This is a genomic window from Chondromyces crocatus, from assembly GCF_001189295.1.
In the GTDB taxonomy this organism is placed as follows: domain Bacteria; phylum Myxococcota_A; class Polyangia; order Polyangiales; family Polyangiaceae; genus Chondromyces; species Chondromyces crocatus.
Map to the genome: position 1 here is coordinate 9,356,012 of NZ_CP012159.1, position 17,071 is coordinate 9,373,082.

At 68.5% G+C, this 17,071-nt stretch carries 15 protein-coding genes; 11 read left to right on the forward strand and 4 right to left on the reverse strand.

Annotation, left to right across the window (positions count from 1 at the left end):
• Nucleotides 1–247: 247 nt before the first annotated feature.
• Nucleotides 248–1,459: a S1C family serine protease gene (locus CMC5_RS33825; protein WP_082363033.1), complete on the reverse strand. Its 1,212-nt coding sequence runs from the start codon at nucleotides 1,457–1,459 to the stop codon at nucleotides 248–250.
• Between the two features lie 636 nt (nucleotides 1,460–2,095).
• Between CMC5_RS33825 and CMC5_RS33830 the strand changes: the two genes are divergently transcribed.
• Entirely contained in the window at nucleotides 2,096–3,139 is a 1,044-nt protein-coding gene (locus CMC5_RS33830) for a D-alanine--D-alanine ligase (RefSeq protein WP_050436291.1), read from the forward strand.
• Between the two features lie 210 nt (nucleotides 3,140–3,349).
• On the forward strand, nucleotides 3,350–5,086 hold the full coding sequence (locus CMC5_RS33835; protein WP_050434264.1) for an alpha/beta hydrolase family protein: 1,737 nt from the start codon (nucleotides 3,350–3,352) through the stop codon (nucleotides 5,084–5,086).
• 106 nt (nucleotides 5,087–5,192) lie between these two features.
• On the opposite strand, the gene CMC5_RS33840 is transcribed toward CMC5_RS33835, so the two are convergent.
• On the reverse strand, nucleotides 5,193–5,435 hold the full coding sequence (locus tag CMC5_RS33840) for a YggT family protein (RefSeq protein WP_050434265.1): 243 nt from the start codon (nucleotides 5,433–5,435) through the stop codon (nucleotides 5,193–5,195).
• Between the two features lie 679 nt (nucleotides 5,436–6,114).
• On the opposite strand from CMC5_RS33840, the gene CMC5_RS33845 reads away from it, so the two are divergent.
• The 7 genes from CMC5_RS33845 to CMC5_RS33875 all read left to right on the forward strand — a co-directional run bounded on the left by CMC5_RS33845 (nucleotide 6,115) and on the right by CMC5_RS33875 (nucleotide 12,615).
• Nucleotides 6,115–7,050 (forward strand): ankyrin repeat domain-containing protein, encoded by a 936-nt coding sequence (locus CMC5_RS33845; RefSeq protein ID WP_050434266.1) that lies wholly within the window; start codon nucleotides 6,115–6,117, stop codon nucleotides 7,048–7,050.
• Between the two features lie 17 nt (nucleotides 7,051–7,067).
• The gene (locus tag CMC5_RS33850) at nucleotides 7,068–7,505 is read left to right on the forward strand and encodes an MlaD family protein (protein WP_050434267.1); all 438 of its coding nucleotides are present in this window, start codon (nucleotides 7,068–7,070) and stop codon (nucleotides 7,503–7,505) included.
• Between the two features lie 232 nt (nucleotides 7,506–7,737).
• Nucleotides 7,738–8,202: a peroxiredoxin gene (locus CMC5_RS33855; protein ID WP_050434268.1), complete on the forward strand. Its 465-nt coding sequence runs from the start codon at nucleotides 7,738–7,740 to the stop codon at nucleotides 8,200–8,202.
• Nucleotides 8,203–8,338: 136 nt separating this feature from the next.
• A complete protein-coding gene (locus CMC5_RS45300) occupies nucleotides 8,339–9,220 on the forward strand; it encodes a lysophospholipid acyltransferase family protein (RefSeq protein ID WP_050434269.1) in 882 nt (293 codons plus the stop codon).
• Nucleotides 9,211–10,092 (forward strand): patatin-like phospholipase family protein, encoded by an 882-nt coding sequence (locus CMC5_RS33865; protein WP_050434270.1) that lies wholly within the window; start codon nucleotides 9,211–9,213, stop codon nucleotides 10,090–10,092. The genes CMC5_RS45300 and CMC5_RS33865 overlap by 10 nt, the downstream gene beginning before the upstream one ends.
• A gap of 458 nt (nucleotides 10,093–10,550) precedes the next feature.
• Nucleotides 10,551–11,801 (forward strand): cytochrome P450, encoded by a 1,251-nt coding sequence (locus CMC5_RS33870; RefSeq protein ID WP_050434271.1) that lies wholly within the window; start codon nucleotides 10,551–10,553, stop codon nucleotides 11,799–11,801.
• 220 nt (nucleotides 11,802–12,021) lie between these two features.
• Nucleotides 12,022–12,615, forward strand: a complete 594-nt coding sequence (locus CMC5_RS33875; protein ID WP_050434272.1) for a TetR/AcrR family transcriptional regulator — start codon at nucleotides 12,022–12,024, stop codon at nucleotides 12,613–12,615.
• Between the two features lie 65 nt (nucleotides 12,616–12,680).
• Here the strand turns inward: CMC5_RS33875 and CMC5_RS48760 are convergent, their stop codons facing one another.
• Nucleotides 12,681–12,803, reverse strand: a complete 123-nt coding sequence (locus CMC5_RS48760; RefSeq protein WP_281180761.1) for a hypothetical protein — start codon at nucleotides 12,801–12,803, stop codon at nucleotides 12,681–12,683.
• 45 nt (nucleotides 12,804–12,848) lie between these two features.
• On the opposite strand from CMC5_RS48760, the gene CMC5_RS33880 reads away from it, so the two are divergent.
• Both CMC5_RS33880 and CMC5_RS33885 read left to right on the forward strand, forming a co-directional pair.
• Entirely contained in the window at nucleotides 12,849–13,043 is a 195-nt protein-coding gene (locus tag CMC5_RS33880; RefSeq protein ID WP_050434273.1) for a ferredoxin, read from the forward strand.
• A 106-nt stretch (nucleotides 13,044–13,149) separates the two neighbouring features.
• Entirely contained in the window at nucleotides 13,150–14,400 is a 1,251-nt protein-coding gene (locus CMC5_RS33885; protein ID WP_050434274.1) for a cytochrome P450, read from the forward strand.
• A 74-nt stretch (nucleotides 14,401–14,474) separates the two neighbouring features.
• On the opposite strand, the gene CMC5_RS33890 is transcribed toward CMC5_RS33885, so the two are convergent.
• Nucleotides 14,475–16,982 (reverse strand): hypothetical protein, encoded by a 2,508-nt coding sequence (locus CMC5_RS33890; RefSeq protein ID WP_050434275.1) that lies wholly within the window; start codon nucleotides 16,980–16,982, stop codon nucleotides 14,475–14,477.
• Between the last annotated feature and the right edge of the window lie 89 nt (nucleotides 16,983–17,071).

Genomic DNA, 17,071 nt, shown 5'->3' on the forward strand with positions numbered 1-17,071 from the left:
GGGTTCCCCGGTCGGGTCTCCAGGCAGCCGTGGATGCGGAAGCCCCATGAGCCTTCGCGCCCCATGCCCGGGACGCGGCGCCTCCTGAAATTCCCCACCACGCCCTGAGACGCGATGACGCCCGACCGACGGAGGCGGTCACGCGGCAGCGCACGTGTCGCAGGCAAAGCCGTGCTCCACCGTTCGCCCGCCCTCGTGTCGCAGGCGGCGGGGCGGCGAGGGCACGTCCCCGTCCCCGCCGTGGACCTCAAGGAGCCTGCGGTAGCGTCTGCAGCTCCACCTCGACCGTGCGGCGCTGCCGCCCGCGGACCACGTCGACCTTCGCTTTGTCACCTGGCTTCCGACCGTCGAGCGCATTGTAGAGGCCGTCGTAGTCCTCCACGGCCGTCCCATCGATCCCCACGATCACATCGCCGAGCGAGAGACCCCGGTCCGTCTCGGTGAGGCCGCTGAGCCCCGCCTTCTCCGCGGCGCCGCCTGGCATCACCGCCGTCACGATCACCCCCCGCATCCGGAGGCGCCGCTCCAGGCGCTGCGCCGGATCGAGGTGGATCCCGAGTCCGACTTGCTCCACCCGCCCCGTCTTCACGAGCTGCGGCACGATGCGCGCGATCGTCGTGGAGGGCACGGCGAACCCGATGCCCGCCGAGCTCCCGCTCTTCGAGAAGATCATCGTGTTCATGCCGATGAGCTGCCCGCTGGAGTCGAGCAGCGGCCCCCCCGAGTTCCCCGGGTTGATCGCCGCGTCGGTCTGGATCATGTCGCGGATGGTCACGCCCCCGATGCCGTCCACTTGCCGACCGATGGCGCTGATCACCCCGGTCGTCAGCGTGTGATCGAGGCCGAACGGGTTCCCGATGGCGATCGTCTTCTGACCGACCTCCAGCGGCTCGCGCGTCGGCGCCACCTTGATCGGCTTCAGCTCCTCGCGCGGCGCCTCGATCTTGAGCACCGCGATGTCCTTCCGCGGCTCGGCACCGACCACCCGCGCGGCAAAGGGCTTGTCCCCCTGCAGGGTGACCGTCAGCGCCTGGGCGCCCTCGATCACGTGGTAGTTCGTGACGATGTGGCCATCCTGGTCCCACACGAAGCCCGAGCCTGAACCGGCCGGAACATCGACCGCCGTCCCCGAGAAGCGATCGAGCACCTGACGCTTCTGGGTGACGAAGACGGTGGACGCGGCCACCTCACGGAAGACGCTGATCGTGTTGCGCTCATCCTCGATCCGCGCCCCGGGTGAAGGCGGCGGCACGGGCGGGACATCGACGACGGCCGAGGAAGAAGCCGGAGGCGTCGCGACCCCCGGCACGCCCGGCGCTCCAGACGGGATCGGGGAGTCGGGGCCGACCGAGGCCGACGAGCTCTCGGTGTCCACGTCGATCTTGCAGGCCGGTGCGATCCCCACGAAAAGAAGGAGGGCCGCGCCCCGGAGCAGGGGAACGAAGGCATCGTGCGACATCGCGGCCCATCCTAGGACGAGTCCCTGAATCCGCAACCGGCTGAGCGTACGCGCCAGCACAGGGGGAAAGTCTCCCTGCTCGACCTTGCTTGCCCCGACACGCCCCCTGCGAGTGCTTTCGGCGAGACGCCTCCGAGCGCACAGGAAGCTCGCGTGGACACGGGTCGGTCACGTTCAGGCACGCGCCCGACGGCATCGCTCGCTCCCAGGCATCAAGGATGACGCGATGCCGATGGCGCTTGGCTGTACGGGTGGCGCGAGGCTGTACGCGAAGCGATACGAGGCTGTAGAGCCGCGCGTTTTGGGCTCGGGGAGACGCTCGTGAGGCTTCACTCCGTTTAGTTGACCCCAGCAGCAGACCTTGATACCCGAACGACTCGATGGGCAGACCGTGGGCGGATCGACACGGACGGCGCACTTCCCCGAACCAAGGGACAGTGCCCGGGGGGCTCACCAATTCCCCTGAGATCCCGTGATCCTTGCGCTCCAGACCGAGGTCGGAGGGCGTGACGGTCGGGCCCTGACGAAGCGATGGTTTGATTCTTGCGGACACCCTGATGGCGAGCGGCAGTGCTGCTCCAGGCCGGTGGTGTCGGCGTGGCATTGGAGTTCGTACGTGGGGGCGTCGGAGGTTTGATGATCAAGCACCAGATCCGCAGGCGCGTGGGCGTGGTGATGGGCGGCTCGTCCGGGGAGCGCGAGGTTTCGCTGCGCTCCGGGGCTGCCATCGCCGAGGCGCTCGAAGCGCGTGGCCACGAGGTCGTCAGGATCACCCTGGGAGACGACCTGGGCCCCGAGCTGCTCACGACCTTGCGGCGCTCCCGCATCGAGGTCGCCTTCCTGGCTCTCCACGGGCGGCTCGGTGAAGACGGCTGCGTCCAGGGCCTGCTGGAGCTGGCGCGCATCCCCTACACGGGCTCCAGCGTGCTCACCAGCGCCCTCGCCATGGACAAGCTCAAGGCGAAGGAGATGTTCCGGCTCCACAACGTGCCGACCCCTCCGTACTACACGGTCCACGCGAGCGACGACCGGACCGACCTCGAGTCCCTCCACGGCTCCTTCGGGTTCCCGGTGATCGTGAAGCCGCGCGGCGAGGGCTCCAGCCTCGGCCTGACCAAGGTCACCTCCTTCGAGGAGCTCGCCCCCGCCCTGGAGAAGGCCTTCGAGTTCGACGACGCCGCCATCATCGAGCGCTTCGTCTCCGGCATGGAGGTCAACGTCGGCATCCTCGACGGCAAGGTCCTCGGCGCCATCGAGATCGCCCCGAAGAACGGCCTCTACGACTACGAAGCGAAGTACACCCCCGGCATGACCGAGTACTTCATGCCGGCCCGCCTCCCGCAGGCGCGCTACCGCGGCGTGCTCAACCTGGCGGAGCGCGCGGCACGCGCCCTCGGGTGCAGCGGCGCAGTCCGCGTGGACCTGCTCGTGACCAGCGGCGAGAACGAGTACGTGCTCGAGGTCAACACCCTGCCCGGGATGACCCAGACCAGCCTCCTCCCGAAGATCGCCGCCTCCGCGGGCATCGACTTCGGCGCCCTGTGCGAGACCATCCTGGAGAGCGCGCGCCTCCACCAGCCCACCCGCCGCCGCGCGCCAGCCGCCAGCGAGGTCCGCCTCCACGAGCGCGTCCCCCAGCGCTCGAAGAAGGACCTGCGCCTCGTCAAGACCGCCGGCTGAGCTCCTCGCCCGGCCAGGTCCCCGTCGCACCAGGCGACGACCTCTCCCCTTCCCTGCAACGCAGTCCCCCAGCTCCTCCGGATCAGCACACTCGCCCTTCGAGAGGGTGCTCCGACAGCGCGCGTTCGCTCACTTCGTGACATCGTACCCAGGCCTGCTGGACCGGACGGTGAGCCGCCCCGGACCCAGCCCCACGTGTCGCGAGGTCTCATGCAGCGTTTCGGTCTCCCCGTTCTCGGCTCCCTCCTGCTGGTCTCCACGCTCGCCTGCGGCAGCAACGACGACGAGCACAACCCCCCTCCGAACGATGGCGATGGCGGCGCTGGCGGCGCCCCCGTGGCCGACGAGGTCACGCGCACCTCCTGGCGAGACGAGAGCGGCCTCGTCCAGGTGCTCCTCACCACCACCCTCCACCCGGATGGAACGCGCACGCTGCACGGAGAGACCGTGCTCGATCTCTCGCGGCAGTACCTCGGCGAGACCGCCCACGTGACGCTCGTCGAAGACGTCGTGCTCGCAGCGGATGGTCGCCTCGTCACCGCCGACCTGCGCCGCCGGGCCGCGATGGCGGCCAAGATCTTCGAGCATCGCCTCGAAGCCGACGCGCGTGCGGGGACACTCGTGGCCACGCGCTCCAGCGGTCGTGTCGAGCTCGACCTCGACACCGATCCTGCCTGGCTCGTCACCTTCCTCCCGTTCTCGCCCCTCGTCCCGTTCTCCGCTCCCTCGGGCGTCGCTTGCGCCACGATGGAGGGCGCCGTGCGGGCCTCCGCCGAGGTGATGTTCCTCGACGCCAACCCGATGGGGAGTCTCCCCCTCCTCCTCCAGGGCGCAGGCGACGGCGAGCACCCGAGTTCGCTCCGGCTGATGGATAATCTCTGCGGCTACGACCCCTCGAACGGCACCGTGCGCACCCTCGCCAGCAATGTGCTCGGCGAGCTGCGTGCCGACAGCGACGCCCCCGCGCACCTCGTCCCGGCCCTCGACATCAATCGAGGTGACCCCGTGATCGCGCGCCAGCAATGCGACGCCCCCGCACGCTTCGAGACCTTCGAAATCCTGGCCGACGACGGCTCGACCCTCGCTGGCCAGATCGATCTCCCGCCCGGCACCGGCCCGTTCCCCGTGGTCTCCTTCCACGCCGGCTCGGGCGGCATCGAGCGGACCGGCAACTACTTCGGCGTCCCCCAGTGGACCTGCCTCGCCCAGGCCCTCGTCGACGCAGGCATCGCCGTCGTTCGCTACGACGATCCCGGCCACGGCGAGAGCCCCGGGGACTTCGCCGCCCTGAGCTACGAGGATCGCGATGCGCACGCCCTCGCGGTGAGCCGCTACGCCGCCGCCCACCCGCTCGTGCGCACCGACGCCGTCTTCGCCCTCGGTCACAGCGAAGGTGGCAACCACGTGTCCCGCGCCGCCCTCGCCCAGCCCGAGCTGCGCGGCCTCATCCAGGTCGCCGGCGTCGCGATGACGGGCGCCGAGATCGTCGAGATCCAGGCGGGTCGCCCTTACGAGAACGCTGGCTACTCCCAGCAGCTCGTGAACGCGCTCGAACAGCAGGTCCGGGTCACCATGAATGCCATCCGCGACGGCTCCCTCCCGGACGACCAGCTCCCAGCGGGCACCTCGCGCGCCTTCTGGGTGCAGTTCCTCGACGCGGACGGCGTGGCCGACGCCGTCGCCGCCGCCCGACCGACGCTCGTCCTGCAAGGCGTCGCCGACTGGCAGGTGCCACCCAGGAACGCCGACCTCTTCGAGGACGCCCTCAACGCCGCGGGCGTCGACGTGCAGGTGGAGCGCTACCCGTACCTCGGCCACATGATGACCCCCAACACGCCTGGCTTCGAAGGCATCGGTGAGGAGTATGGCCTGCCCCTCACCTTCGCCCCCGAGGTGGTGGAACACATCGTCACCTGGGTCACTGCGCAAGCCAGCGTGAGCAACTGAAACGCCGAACGGCGCACGTCAACACGGTGCGCCGTCGTTGGTCCCGTGACGCTGGACGGCGCCCGTCCGCATGGAGCGCCGTCACGTCCTCCGTCGTCTCCTCGGGTCAGTGGATGACGCGGCTCAACAGCGACAGACCCAGGATGACGATCGCTGGCGTCCAGTCGATCGGGCCCGGGATACGGCGCGCGAGCGGTCGGACGAGCTGGAACAAGGGCTCGGTCACGGTGTGCAGCGCCTTCATGAACGGTTTGTCGGGGTCGGCACCGAGCCAGCTACCGACCACCCGACCGAGGACCGCAAGCTCGATGACCCAGAGGGCGAACGAGACCAGACCGAGGATACCCATACCCTCAGGCTAACGTCGCTCGGGCAAGCCGCAAGGCCTGCCGGGACGGTCGAGCCCCCCTGGCGTCCGTTGACGCCCTCCTTCCGACCGCTCCGAATCCCCCCTGCATTCCGGAGACATCGCGCCTCCGCGTCAGAATGGGTCGGTTCGCCACTACCTCCTCCTTCTCATCTGCTCCGAATGTGACCGGCACTGGAGGTGGGACGGAATCGCGGTTGCAGAATGCCCCCGTCAACGAACGCCGGGGGGATTCGGACCGGTCAGAATGCCTCCGTCATCGCCCCTCCGCTGGGGATCCCACCGTCAGAATGCCTCCGTCATCCGCTGTGGGAGGAATTCCGGCCTCTGAATCCCCCCAGCATCCATCCAGGGAGCGCTTCAGCCGGTCGGAATGGGTCCGGCATCGAGGGCTCGGCACCCTCCCTTCGCCCGAAAGGTGTCTGCATCGGTCGAGGGGGACACTCGACGTGCCGGCAACCCTGGCGCTGGTGGGAAACACGGGCTCGCCGGCGCGGCGAAGAGGGACACTCGACATGCGACGCGCCGGTGAACCTGGCGCAGGTGGGCCTTCACTCCCTGGCGCTGGCAGGGAGGCGCTGAGCTGAGCGGGATGGCCTGACGAGAGCGGCTTCCGAGTTGGCACACGGCGATCGAGGAGGTCTACCCTCGGGCCCCAGAGATGCAGAGACTCGAAGCCGCGAAGTCCGATCGCTCGCGTTGCCGGCACTGCAAGAAAAAGATCGCTCACGGTGAGCTGCGCTTCGGCGTCGACGAGCAGCTCGCCGAGAAGAGCCACCAGGTCACGCACTGGTTTCACCTCGGGTGCGGAGCGCAGAGCCACCCGGCCCTCCTTCACGAGGCGCTCGAGACCACCACGATCCCGATCCCCGACGCGGCAGCGCTGCTGGAACGGACCGCGAACGCGCCGCCTCCGAGCCCCCCCGTGGATCTCGAGGGGTGGTGGTCGGCCGTCCGGGAGGGTGATCTCGAGGGTGTCCGCACGTTGCTGGCGTCAGCCATCGACGTGAACGCGCGCACGGCGGACCGCTACACCGCGCTCCATCTGGCCGCCATGTACGTTCACCCGAAGCTCGTGCAGGCGCTCGTCGCTCAGGGCGCCGACGTGCGAGCACGAGGAGGGATCGAGGAAGACGCGAAGCAGACCCCGTTGCACATCGCGGTCTCCAGGCGACGCCCGATCCCAGAGGCGCACGCTTGCGTCACGCTGCTGCTCGACGCCGGCGCCGACCCGAACGCGCGCGACGCGATGGGCCGGGCCCCCATCCATCTCGCGACGACCCTGGAGACCCTCCAGAGCCTCCTTGGCGCGGGCGCCGATCCCGACGCGCCACCTCCCCACCGGCGTGGCTGGGGCACCCGCCTCCATCACGCGGCCCTGGACGGCGACATCGCAGCGGTCGACGCGCTCCTCTCGGCAGGCGCGAATCCGGCGCTCCAGACGCTCGTCGAGCAAGCCGCAGCGTCAGGCCTCGGTCGACCGAGGATCCCCGCTGGCTCCACGGCGCTCGACATCGCCCGCGCCTCTGGTCACGAAGCGGTCGCTAGGCGCATCGAGCAAGCGCTCCCCCAGTCGGCGAGCACAGAAATCCCGTGACCGTAACGAGGTGTCGCATGAAACGTGGGTCCCCTGCGCTGCTGTTGGTCGGCCTGTTCCTCGTCAGCGCGAGCTGTGCTCGCCAGCCCCCTCCGCAGGCCGCCCCCCCGGCGCCCGTCGCCCCGCCAGCGCCAGACGGTTTTCGCGTCCACGCCGTCTTCCGACCCGACCAAGCGCTCGTCGAGGGCATGCGCGTCACGGTCTCCGGTGTCGCCGTGGGCAAGGTGGAGCGGCTCGAACGAACGAGTGCAGGTACCCGCGCGTTTCTCGTCCTCCAGCCTGGGATCGAGCTCTACGAAGACGCGACGGTCTCGGTGCACGCCGCCTCCCTGCTGGGCGATCAGTACATCGAGCTGGAGCTGGGGACGCCGGAGACGATCACCGCCGACACTGGCGAGAAGAAGCCCAGCGCGAAGGTCGGCGAGAACCAGGAAGTCCACACGCGCGACGAGTGAGCAGCACGCGCCACCCGCGTTCCAGGGCTCACACCGTCGGTGGCCCTTGCATGGGACCGTCGTCCCCGAGCGAACACTCGTCCAGGGACAGGTGAGAAGCTTACCTCGCTGGAGCGCAATGCCGAGATGCTCGGCGCTTCGCAGGCTCTCTGCGGGTTGCGAATCCGGAAGCAGTCCCTAGGATGCGCACCGTGAGAGACAGGCTCCCTCGCATGACAGGAGAGAGATCGGGATGCTGAAGGAAGGCGACAAGGCACCGGCATTTTCGCTCGCGAGCGATGCCGGTGAGACCCTCGGGCTCGACGACTTCAAGGGCCGCACGCTGGTCGTGTTCTTCTATCCGAAGGACAACACGCCAGGCTGCACCAAGGAGGCGCTCGGGTTCTCGGAGGCGCTCGCGCGCTTCAGCGAGGCGGGGGCCGAGGTGGTGGGCATCTCGAAGGACTCGGTGAAGAGCCACGGCTCGTTCCGGGCCAAGCACGGGCTGAAGGTCACGCTGCTCAGCGACCCCGAGCTGGTCGCGCACAAGGCGTTCGGCGCCTGGGGCGAGAAGACGATGTACGGGAAGAAGATCCTGGGCACGATCCGCAGCACGTTCGTGATCGATGGCCAGGGGACGGTGATCAAGGCCTTCCCGAGCGTGAAGGTCGACGGTCACGTCGAGGCGGTGCTCTCGGCCGTCCGCGCTTCACGCTAGCGATCCTCGAAGAGCTGGAGAGCCGCCGCGCCTTGCGTCCTGGGTCCTTGCGCCCCTTGGATGCGCTCCCTGGAGACGCGAGGTCCTGGGCGAGCGGCTTCCGACGGGGGCACGCTGGTTGCAGCGGCGCCGGCGGATGTGGAATCACCGTGAAGCGTGCGAGCGGTGGCGGGATCAGGTGGATGCGCGCTGGATCGCGCTCGCTCGCCCCCTCGTCAGGGCTCTCCATCGGGTGCACACCCCGCGTTTCGAGGGGCTGGAACATCTCCCGCGGGGACCCGCGTTGCTCGTGGGAAACCACGGGCTCCTCGGCTACGAGACGCTGCTCTTCTTCGAGCGCCTCTTCGACATGACCGGGCGGCTGCCCCGCGGCCTCGCAGATCGCTGGTTCTTCCGGGTTCCCGGTGTGCGGGACGCGCTCGTGCGGCTCGGTGGCATGTACGGCAACGTCGAGAATGCCTTGCACGCCCTGGGGAGGGACCACCTCGTGGTCTGCTATCCGGGCGGCGCCCGCGAGGTGCTCAAGCAGAGCGCAGAAGACTGCTACCGGCTGCGCTGGGAGAAGAGCGTGGGCTTCGTGAAGGTCGCGCTGCAGGCGGGGGTGCCGATCATCCCGTTCGCCGCGGCAGGCGTCGACGACACGTACCAGATCGTCTCGCGCCTCCAGGGCTCGGGGCGCTACCTGATGGGTCACGACAAGTATGATCTACCGCTGCTCTGGGGCCGCGGTCCTTTGCCCGAGCCGGTGCCGTTCTGGTTCCGCATCGGCGCCCCGATCCAGGCCTCGTGCAGCGTGCAGGACGAGGTCGGGGTGCGGGCGCTGCACCGGGACGTATGGACGCATGCCCAGGGAATGCTGGACGAGCTGGTCGGCGAGTGGCGCAGCGCGCGCAGCGTGACCGCAGGTCAGCGCGCTGGCGCGGCCAACGCCAACGAGGGGCCGAGCAGCGGGGTCTTCGCCCGGGGAACCCACGCGCGGGCCGAGGAGGAGCACGAGGAGGCCCGGCGATGCGCGTGATGATCCTGGGAGGCGGCGGCACGCTGGGCGCGTTCTCGGCCGGGGCGCTGGCCGTGCTCGACGAGGCGGGGTGGAGCGCGGACGCGATGATCGGGTCCAGCGCGGGGAGCATCAACCTGCTGCGCGCCTATGCGGGCGGACCCGCTGCGTCGGCGGACTTCTGGCTGTCGCTCCACTGGGCGCGACTGCTCTGGGAGGGGGTCCGCACGCCGCGCTCCGGCATCCTCGACGAAGATCGGTTCCACGCGCGCGTCGACGAGCGGGTGTCCTACGACGCGATGCTGCACGACCGACGGTTCATCGGTTTCCTCGTGGTCGATCTCTGCACGGGGAGGGTGAAAATCCGGGGGAACCGCACCGAGGCGACTGCGGAGGATCTCCGGCAGGTAGCGCACGCCTCGTACTCGCTGCCGCCACTGTTTCCGCCGGTGCTCCTGCACGGGCAGGTGCTGTCCGACGGAGGACTGCTTTACAACGCGCCGCTGGACGCGGCCATCGAGCTGGGGGCTTCGGAGATCGTCTACCTCTGCAACGTGCACGTGGTCCCGTCGTCCGGCTTTCCTCCGACGATGCGCCGAGCAATGACCCGCTACGCGGAGATCTTCGCGCGCCGCGCCTCCAACGTGGGCTTCGCCGACGCGGAGATCCGCGAGGGGGCCTACCGGGGAGCGCGCTTCCTGGCGATCACGCCGCCGCCCACGCACCGACTCGGCCCGATCCTCGGGCGCATGCTGCCTCGTCACAGCTCGATGCAGGCGCTCATCGAGCGCGGTCGTGCGATGGCGGAGCACGCCCTCGCGCAAGCTCAGTGGGCTTCCCACCCCGAAGGCATCGACGTCCAGGGTGGCTCGGCCCGTCGCTCGGCGGCCTGAACATAACGGCGAAGCGCCTCCCCGACGGCGCCCGTGGAGACGACCGCACGAAATCGGGAAGTGCCCGATATCCACGGAGATCTCCATGATCCGCTGGAGCATTTGCCTTGCGTGGCGAATGATTGACTTGTAGTTCAACAAAAGGGGGGCGGGTCCAGAAGACCCGGCGGTGTGCATTGCCGGGGGGCAAGCCACCGGATGGTTCGGCGTGGTGTCACCGGCGCCGGGGGTGCGATTCATCGATGCACCACCAGCGCCGCGGCTGCACCGCGCGCGAGCGGTCCCTCCCCGCGTCGTCGCGAAGTGAAAGAGATCGCGGCGAGGCGAACGCCATCATGTCGATGTGAACGGGACCGCGCAGGGGGGACCGCGCGAGGGGGCGATGTCCGTGCCGGGGGACGAGCGGGGGTCTTTCCCTGCTCGTGGTCATTCGTCATTCCACTGGGGGGTCCATTCCCATGCTCGATCACACCATCAATCATGGCCAGCAGCCGCTGAAGTTCTGCCCATTCTCGACTGAATACAGCGCCAATCCCTATCCCACGCTGGAACGATTGCGAGAGGGCTCGCCGCTGATGTTCTGGGAGGAGGGGCGCTGCTGGGTGGTGAGCCGGCACGCCGACGTGTTCGGTTTGCTCCGCGACCCCCGGTTCACCACGGATCGGAGGACCTGGGAGTTCGCCAAGCCGAGCGAGGTGGAAGCGCGGTGCCCCGAGTACGCCGAGATGAGCAAGCACTCGCTCTTCTCGCTGGATCAAGCGGCGCACGCCCGGGTGAGGAAACTCGTGAGCCCCTCGTTCACGCCCCGCGCGATCGAGCGATTGCGCCCGGCGATCCAGCACATCGTCGACGAGGTCCTCGACGCCGCGGCGGGGAAGGAGATCCTCGACGTGACCCGCGATTTCGCCGAGCAGATCCCCATCCGGGCCATCGGTGCGATGCTGAATGTTCCGCCGGAGCGCCAAGCGGCGTTCCATCGCTATGCGGACGCGATGATTCGCCAGCTCTTTCCCATGCTCATCCGCCCGGAGGAGGTCGACGGCAATTTCGCCTCCATCCGGGAGGGCATCGCCATGATCGACGACATCCTCGAAGAGCGACGCCAGGAGCCCCGCGAGGGGGATCTCATGAGCAGCCTGCTCCAGGCCGAGGAGCAAGGGGATCGCCTGAGCCGTCGCGAGCTGCAGGCGCTGGTCTCGTCGCTCATCGTCGGCGGCTCGGAGACCACCGTCCACCTGATCGGGTTCATGGTGCTCAATCTGCTGCGGCGGCCCGCGCTGATGGAACAGGCGAAAGACGAGCCCGAGCTGGTCAAGAGCATCCTGGAAGAGGTGCTGCGTTTCGACAACTTCACGCGGCTGGGGCTGACCCGTTATGCGCGACAGGACATGGACTTCAACGGATCGCACATCCGCAAGGGGCAGATGATGATCCTGCTGCTCAACAGCGCGCTGCGCGACCCGTCGGCGTTTCCCCTGCCGGACGAATTCGATCCGCACCGTGAGGCGGTCACGAGCATTGCCTTCGGTAATGGCGCCCATTTCTGTCTCGGTGCCAGCTTGGCGCGGCTCGAAGGGCAGGTCGCCGTGAGCACCCTCCTCCGGCGCTTCCCGGACATGCACCTCGTGGGAACGCCCATCTTCGGGCCGCACCCGGTGATCCGGAAGCTGGATTCGCTGAAGGTCGCGCTCCACGCCAGCGCACGCTGAGCTCGAGCCAGCGCGACAGGCACGAGGTGCGACGAGCGCCAGGTACGACGAGCAGACGAAGACAGGGCCGCAGCCTTCACGACACGGCTCGACAAGGAGGGAGGAGGTCGCGTCGGGCTGCGCCCTATGCTCGCAAACTGGTGTGGATCAGGCATGAATCGCGCTTGCGGACACGTTCGTTGAACGGTAAGTCAACGGCAGAGGAGGCGCCGGAGACGACGTGTGCCCTCGCAGTGCCGAGCAGGTCGAGCAGCTCAAGGACGAGCGGCGGAGTGCGCTCCTGCGTGCCGCCCGCGTGGTGTTCTCTCGCAAGGGCTTCGCGGCCGCGAAGATCGCGGACGTGGCGGCCGGAGCGGGGATCAGCCACGGGCTCGTCTACCATTACTTCCCGGACAAAGAGGCGCTGTTCGCGGCCACCGTGAGCCTCGCCGTGGAAGGCTGGCAAAGCCTGCTCTCCCAGGTGCTGGAGGAGCCCGGCACACCGCTGGATCGCCTGACCTCGCTGTGCGGAAAGATGATCGCGGGCCTGGGCGACGAGCCGGAGTATTTACTCCTCATCATTCAGGCCCACACGGGTGAGGGGGTGCCGGAATCGCTGCGTGCATTGCTCCAGCAGCATCGACGCAAGGTGTTCGAGGATCTGACGACCCTGATCGTGGAGGGGCAGCGCGCGGGCTTGATCGTCCGGGAAATTCCGGATGCTCTTGCGCGCGCGCTGCTCGCATTGATCCAGGGAATGGCCATCAACCGGCTGATCGATGCGGGGGAAACGCCACCCCCGCTCGTCGTGGTGACGCGACTCTTGAAGGTGTGATGGCAGGGCTTCGCCGGTTTTGAGGCCACCATTTCCGGGCGCAGGCAGCAGCGCTCTCGAATCGTTCATTTCCGGGCGTCGGCGGCAGCGCCCCAGAATCGTTCGAGGTTGGCGTCGTCCGAGGTGCCTCGGAACTCTTCATTTCCGAGCGCCGCGTCGACACCGCAGGTTTCATTTCCGGGCGCCATGTCATGGGCGCTCTTCGACGAGGACCCGAGAGCCGGGAGGGAGCCATGCGTCTTTTGGTGGACTGGGACCGTTGCGAGGCCAATGGTGTCTGCGTGCGGGTGGCGCCGCAGGTCTTTCGCCTGGATGAGACGGAGGATCGGCTGCATCTGCTGATGGAAGAGGTGCCGGAGGAGCTGCATCTGCGGGTCGAGAAGGCCGTGCGCGGCTGTCCGCGCCAGGCGCTGTCGTTGAAAGAGTGAGCCGCAGGCCGGGGAGCGTCGCGCTGCGCGGGCTCTCCGGTCGGCCATCGGGCGGGAGAAGCCAGCTCGCTCGCCGTCGTCAACCACGAACAGGAGAGGTATTTCCATGCTCGAACAGAACCGAGAGAATGCCCCGCAGAAGGTGGACTTCGATCCCTTCACGAACGACTACGCGAAGGATCCGTACCCGACGCTGGAGCGATTGAGGGCGAATTCACCGCTCCTCTACTGGGAGGAGGGGCGCTGCTGGGTGGCGAGCCGGTACGCGACGGTGGTGGTGCTGCTCCGGGATCCGCGGTTCACGACAGACCGGAGCGTATGGGAGCACGCAGGGCACGGCCAGGCGGCGGCGCTGTGTCCGGAATTCGTCGAGATGAACCGGAACGGCCTGTTCTCGCTCGATCAGGTGGCACACGCGCGGGTACGGAAGCTGGTGAGCCCCTCGTTCACGCCGCGCGCGATCGAGCGCCTCCGGCCGGCGGTGCAGGGCATCGTGGACGAGGTGCTCGACGCAGCCGAAGGCAAGGACGTGCTCGACGTGACGCGCGATTTCGCGGACCAGATCCCGGTGCGGGTGATCGGGGCTCTGCTGAACATCCCCGCCGACCGGCAGGCGCAGTTCCACCATTTCGCGGACGCGGTGGTGCGGCAGCTCATGCCGATGCTGATCAAGCCCAGCGAAATCGAGGAGAACTTCGCCGCCATTCGCGAAGGAATCGCCATGATCGAAGGGGTGATCGAGGAGCGACGACAGCACCCCATCGAGGGGGACATCCTGACCAGCTTGATCCAGGCCGAGGAGCAAGGGGATCGGCTGAGCAAGGGGGAGCTGGTGTCGCTGGTGTCCGGGCTCGTCGTGGGCGGGTCGGAGACGACGGTGCACCTGATCGGGTTCATGGTGCTGAACCTCTTGCAGCGCCCGGAGCTGCTCGCGGAGGCGAAGGCGAACCCCGAGCTGATCAAGGGCGTCCTGGAGGAGGTGCTGCGCTTCGACAACTTCGGGCGGCTGGGAATCACCCGCTACGCGAAGGAGGACATCGAGCTGGACGGGGCGCGGATCAAGAAAGGGCAGATGGTGATCCTGATGCTCAACAGCGCGATGCGGGACGCGGCCGCGATCCCGATGCCGGACACGTTCGATCCGCACCGGGACACGGTGACGAGCCTCGCGTTCGGCAATGGCGCGCATTTCTGCCTGGGCGCCAGCCTGGCACGGCTCGAAGGGCAGATCGCGGTGGGGACGCTGCTGAGCCGCTTCCCGGACCTGCGGCAGGAGAAAGGGGCGGTGTTCGGGCCGCATCCGCTGATCCGGAAGCTGGATTCGCTGCAAGTGCGGCTGCGGCCCGCGGTGAGCTGAGCGGCTTCACCCCTCGAGATTCATCGCGAGGGGTGCCTCGCTGCCGGCGAGGAGGCCGCCCTGCGTCGCGCAGGTCAGGGTGAGGGCGGCGCCTCGGTCAACAGGCGGGCGTAGACGCGCTCGGCGCCGAGCGGCGCGCTCAGCCGGGTGCTGGAGTAGGTGGCGAGGATGTGCGAGCCCGAGGACGAGAGGGCGGGGGCCTCGTCGGTGAAGGCGTCGCTGGTCAGGGTGAAGTGCTCGGCGGTGAGATCACCGTCGAGCAAGGCACCGAACAGGTCGGTGCTGTTCGGTCCGCAGGCCTTCCAGGCGACGATCGTGCGATGGGTGCCGCGCACGGCGCCTTGCGTGTCCAGCGCGACGGTGTCGCAGCCAGGGTGCTCGGCGATCAGGACCGGGGTGGTGTCGACGACGGTGCCCGTGGTGGTGATGCGGCTGGCGAGGATGCGGGGGGCAGGGCCCGCCTCGTCGACCCACACAGCGATGTAGTGCTGGCCGTCGAACGCGGCAGAGAAGCTGGTCACCTGGCTGCCCGATGGCACGACAGCGAACCTGGCTCCGCCGTCGAGGGGCGTGCCGTCCAGCGCGAGGCGCACGCCCTGGATCTGGCCATTCGTCGTGGCGTAGAGGTACAGGTGCTCGCTCCCGCTGGAGGCAGAGGCGGTCCTGCGGTTGTCCGCGCGGAAGTAGTACGTCTCCTCGTCGAGGTCGTAGTCCCGGGTGATCTGCCCACTCTGATCGATGTGCGCGGTGGCGAGCTCTCTGGGTTCCACAACGAGGATCCCGCCATCGCCGGAGAGCACCGGAGGGGCGTACCCCTGCCCGTGCGACAGCTGGAGGTGGAGCATCAGCGGATTCAACGACGCGGCGTCGAGCACGGCGCCCGCCGTGGAGATCCGGGAGAGCGCCGTGACACAGGTGTACACCAGCGGGGCGACCTCGCAGTTCAGGTAGCTCACCACGGCCTTCTCGCCGTCGAAGACGACGCGCGGCCGATGATCGAGTGCCGCGAAGCCGTAGAGAGGTGTGGTCGCCGAGAGGCGGACGCCCTGGGGATCGAGCACCTGAGCGCCGGGTGAGACACGCGTGACGTAGATGTCCTTCGAGTGGCCCTGATGGCCGTTGCGGCCATCGCTCCAGGCGACGACGAAGTTCTCTCCGTCGAAGGCCACCGAGGGTTGGCGCTGGTCAGGGGCCCCTTCGAGCAGGATGGGGGCGCCGACCGGCCCGGTCGCATCGACGAACACGCCTTTGATGTCGTTGTCGTACCCAGGGCCGTAGCTGTCGGCCTGATCGGACCAGACCACGAGAGGCCTCGGGCCGCCCGTGGTGATGGCGCCGAAGACGCCAGGCGTGCTCCAGGCGCTGGCGAGGACGTGAGGGCTGCCGACCGGAAGCCCCTGCGCCGTGAGGCGCGCAGCCATCACGGTGCCCCGAGGCCGCCCTTCGTACATCATGGTGGTCCACAGACCCGCCACGACGACGGCATCCTGCCCATCGATGGCCACGTCGAGGTGGAAGGGTTCGTTGTACGGGTCGTCGCTCACGAGCGTGATGGGCTGCGCGTCGAGGAGAACACCACCCGAGGTCACCCGGGCCGCCTGGATCAAGGTCGGCTCTCCGGAGGTGGGATCACCCCAGAGCTCGTACTCGCCCTCGCCCCAGGCGACGGTGCAGACGCCGCCCGTGCAGGCCACCCCGACGTTGTAGTAGCGGCCCTCTGGAACGCCGGGCGGCGTGATGACGAGGGGCGCGCTGTCGACGAGGTTCCCTTGTGGATCGAGCCTGTAGCCCTTCACGCCCGTCAAGTCCGTGAGGACGATCTGGGAGTTCGTGCCGTCGAATGCGACGTCGACCTGGTACGCAGGAGCGAGCAGAGCGCATTCGCCGCCGAGCACCACGCCCTGAGGGCTGACGCGCGCGTGGTACGCGTCGCCGTTGGCCCATACCACGACGTAGTTCGTGCCGTCGAACGCGACCTTCAGCGCGTCGGCCGAACGGTTCAGGTTGCAGGGGATGGGCGTCTCGGAGAGGAGCTCGCCCGCAGCGCTGACGTGCGCGAGTTCGATCCGGCCGCTGAAATCTTGTGGAATGTAACGGATGAAGCCGACGCGAAAGTCCGTGCCATCGCTGGTGATCGTGGGGGCCCAGGCGCCTTCGATCAGCAGCTTGCCCGTCGGGTCGAGGAAGGTTCCGTCAGCGCTCACCCGCGCCGCCCAGAGGTCGGGAGCGTGACTGACGCCCCCCTCCACGCTGCGTCGGTTGTCCTCCCACACGAGCAGGTAGTGGTCACCGTTCCACGCGATGGCGGGGTGGTCCTGGTGCTGGGCGGCAGGACCCAGGGTCGGCGCGCTGAGTGCGACCTCGCCAGAGATGGCGAGAACGTACGGGACCTCGGGTGTCTCAGGATCGGTGGGATCGGGGATCTCCGGGTCGGGAGTCTCGGGCGTCTCGGGCTCGGTGGGATCGGGTGACCCGGAGCTGGACGTTTCGACACAGGCGGGGAGGCTGAGAAACAGCGCCGCCTGTGTCACGAGGGCGAGGCTGCGGAGCGAACGGCGAAGTCTGGAGGCGGGCGTCGACATGAGGAGTCTCCGTGGAGGTGGTCGGTTACCCTTCCGCTTGGGAGGTGTTGTCGGGTGAGGCGTGCTGCGCGGCCGCCCCCTGGCGAGAC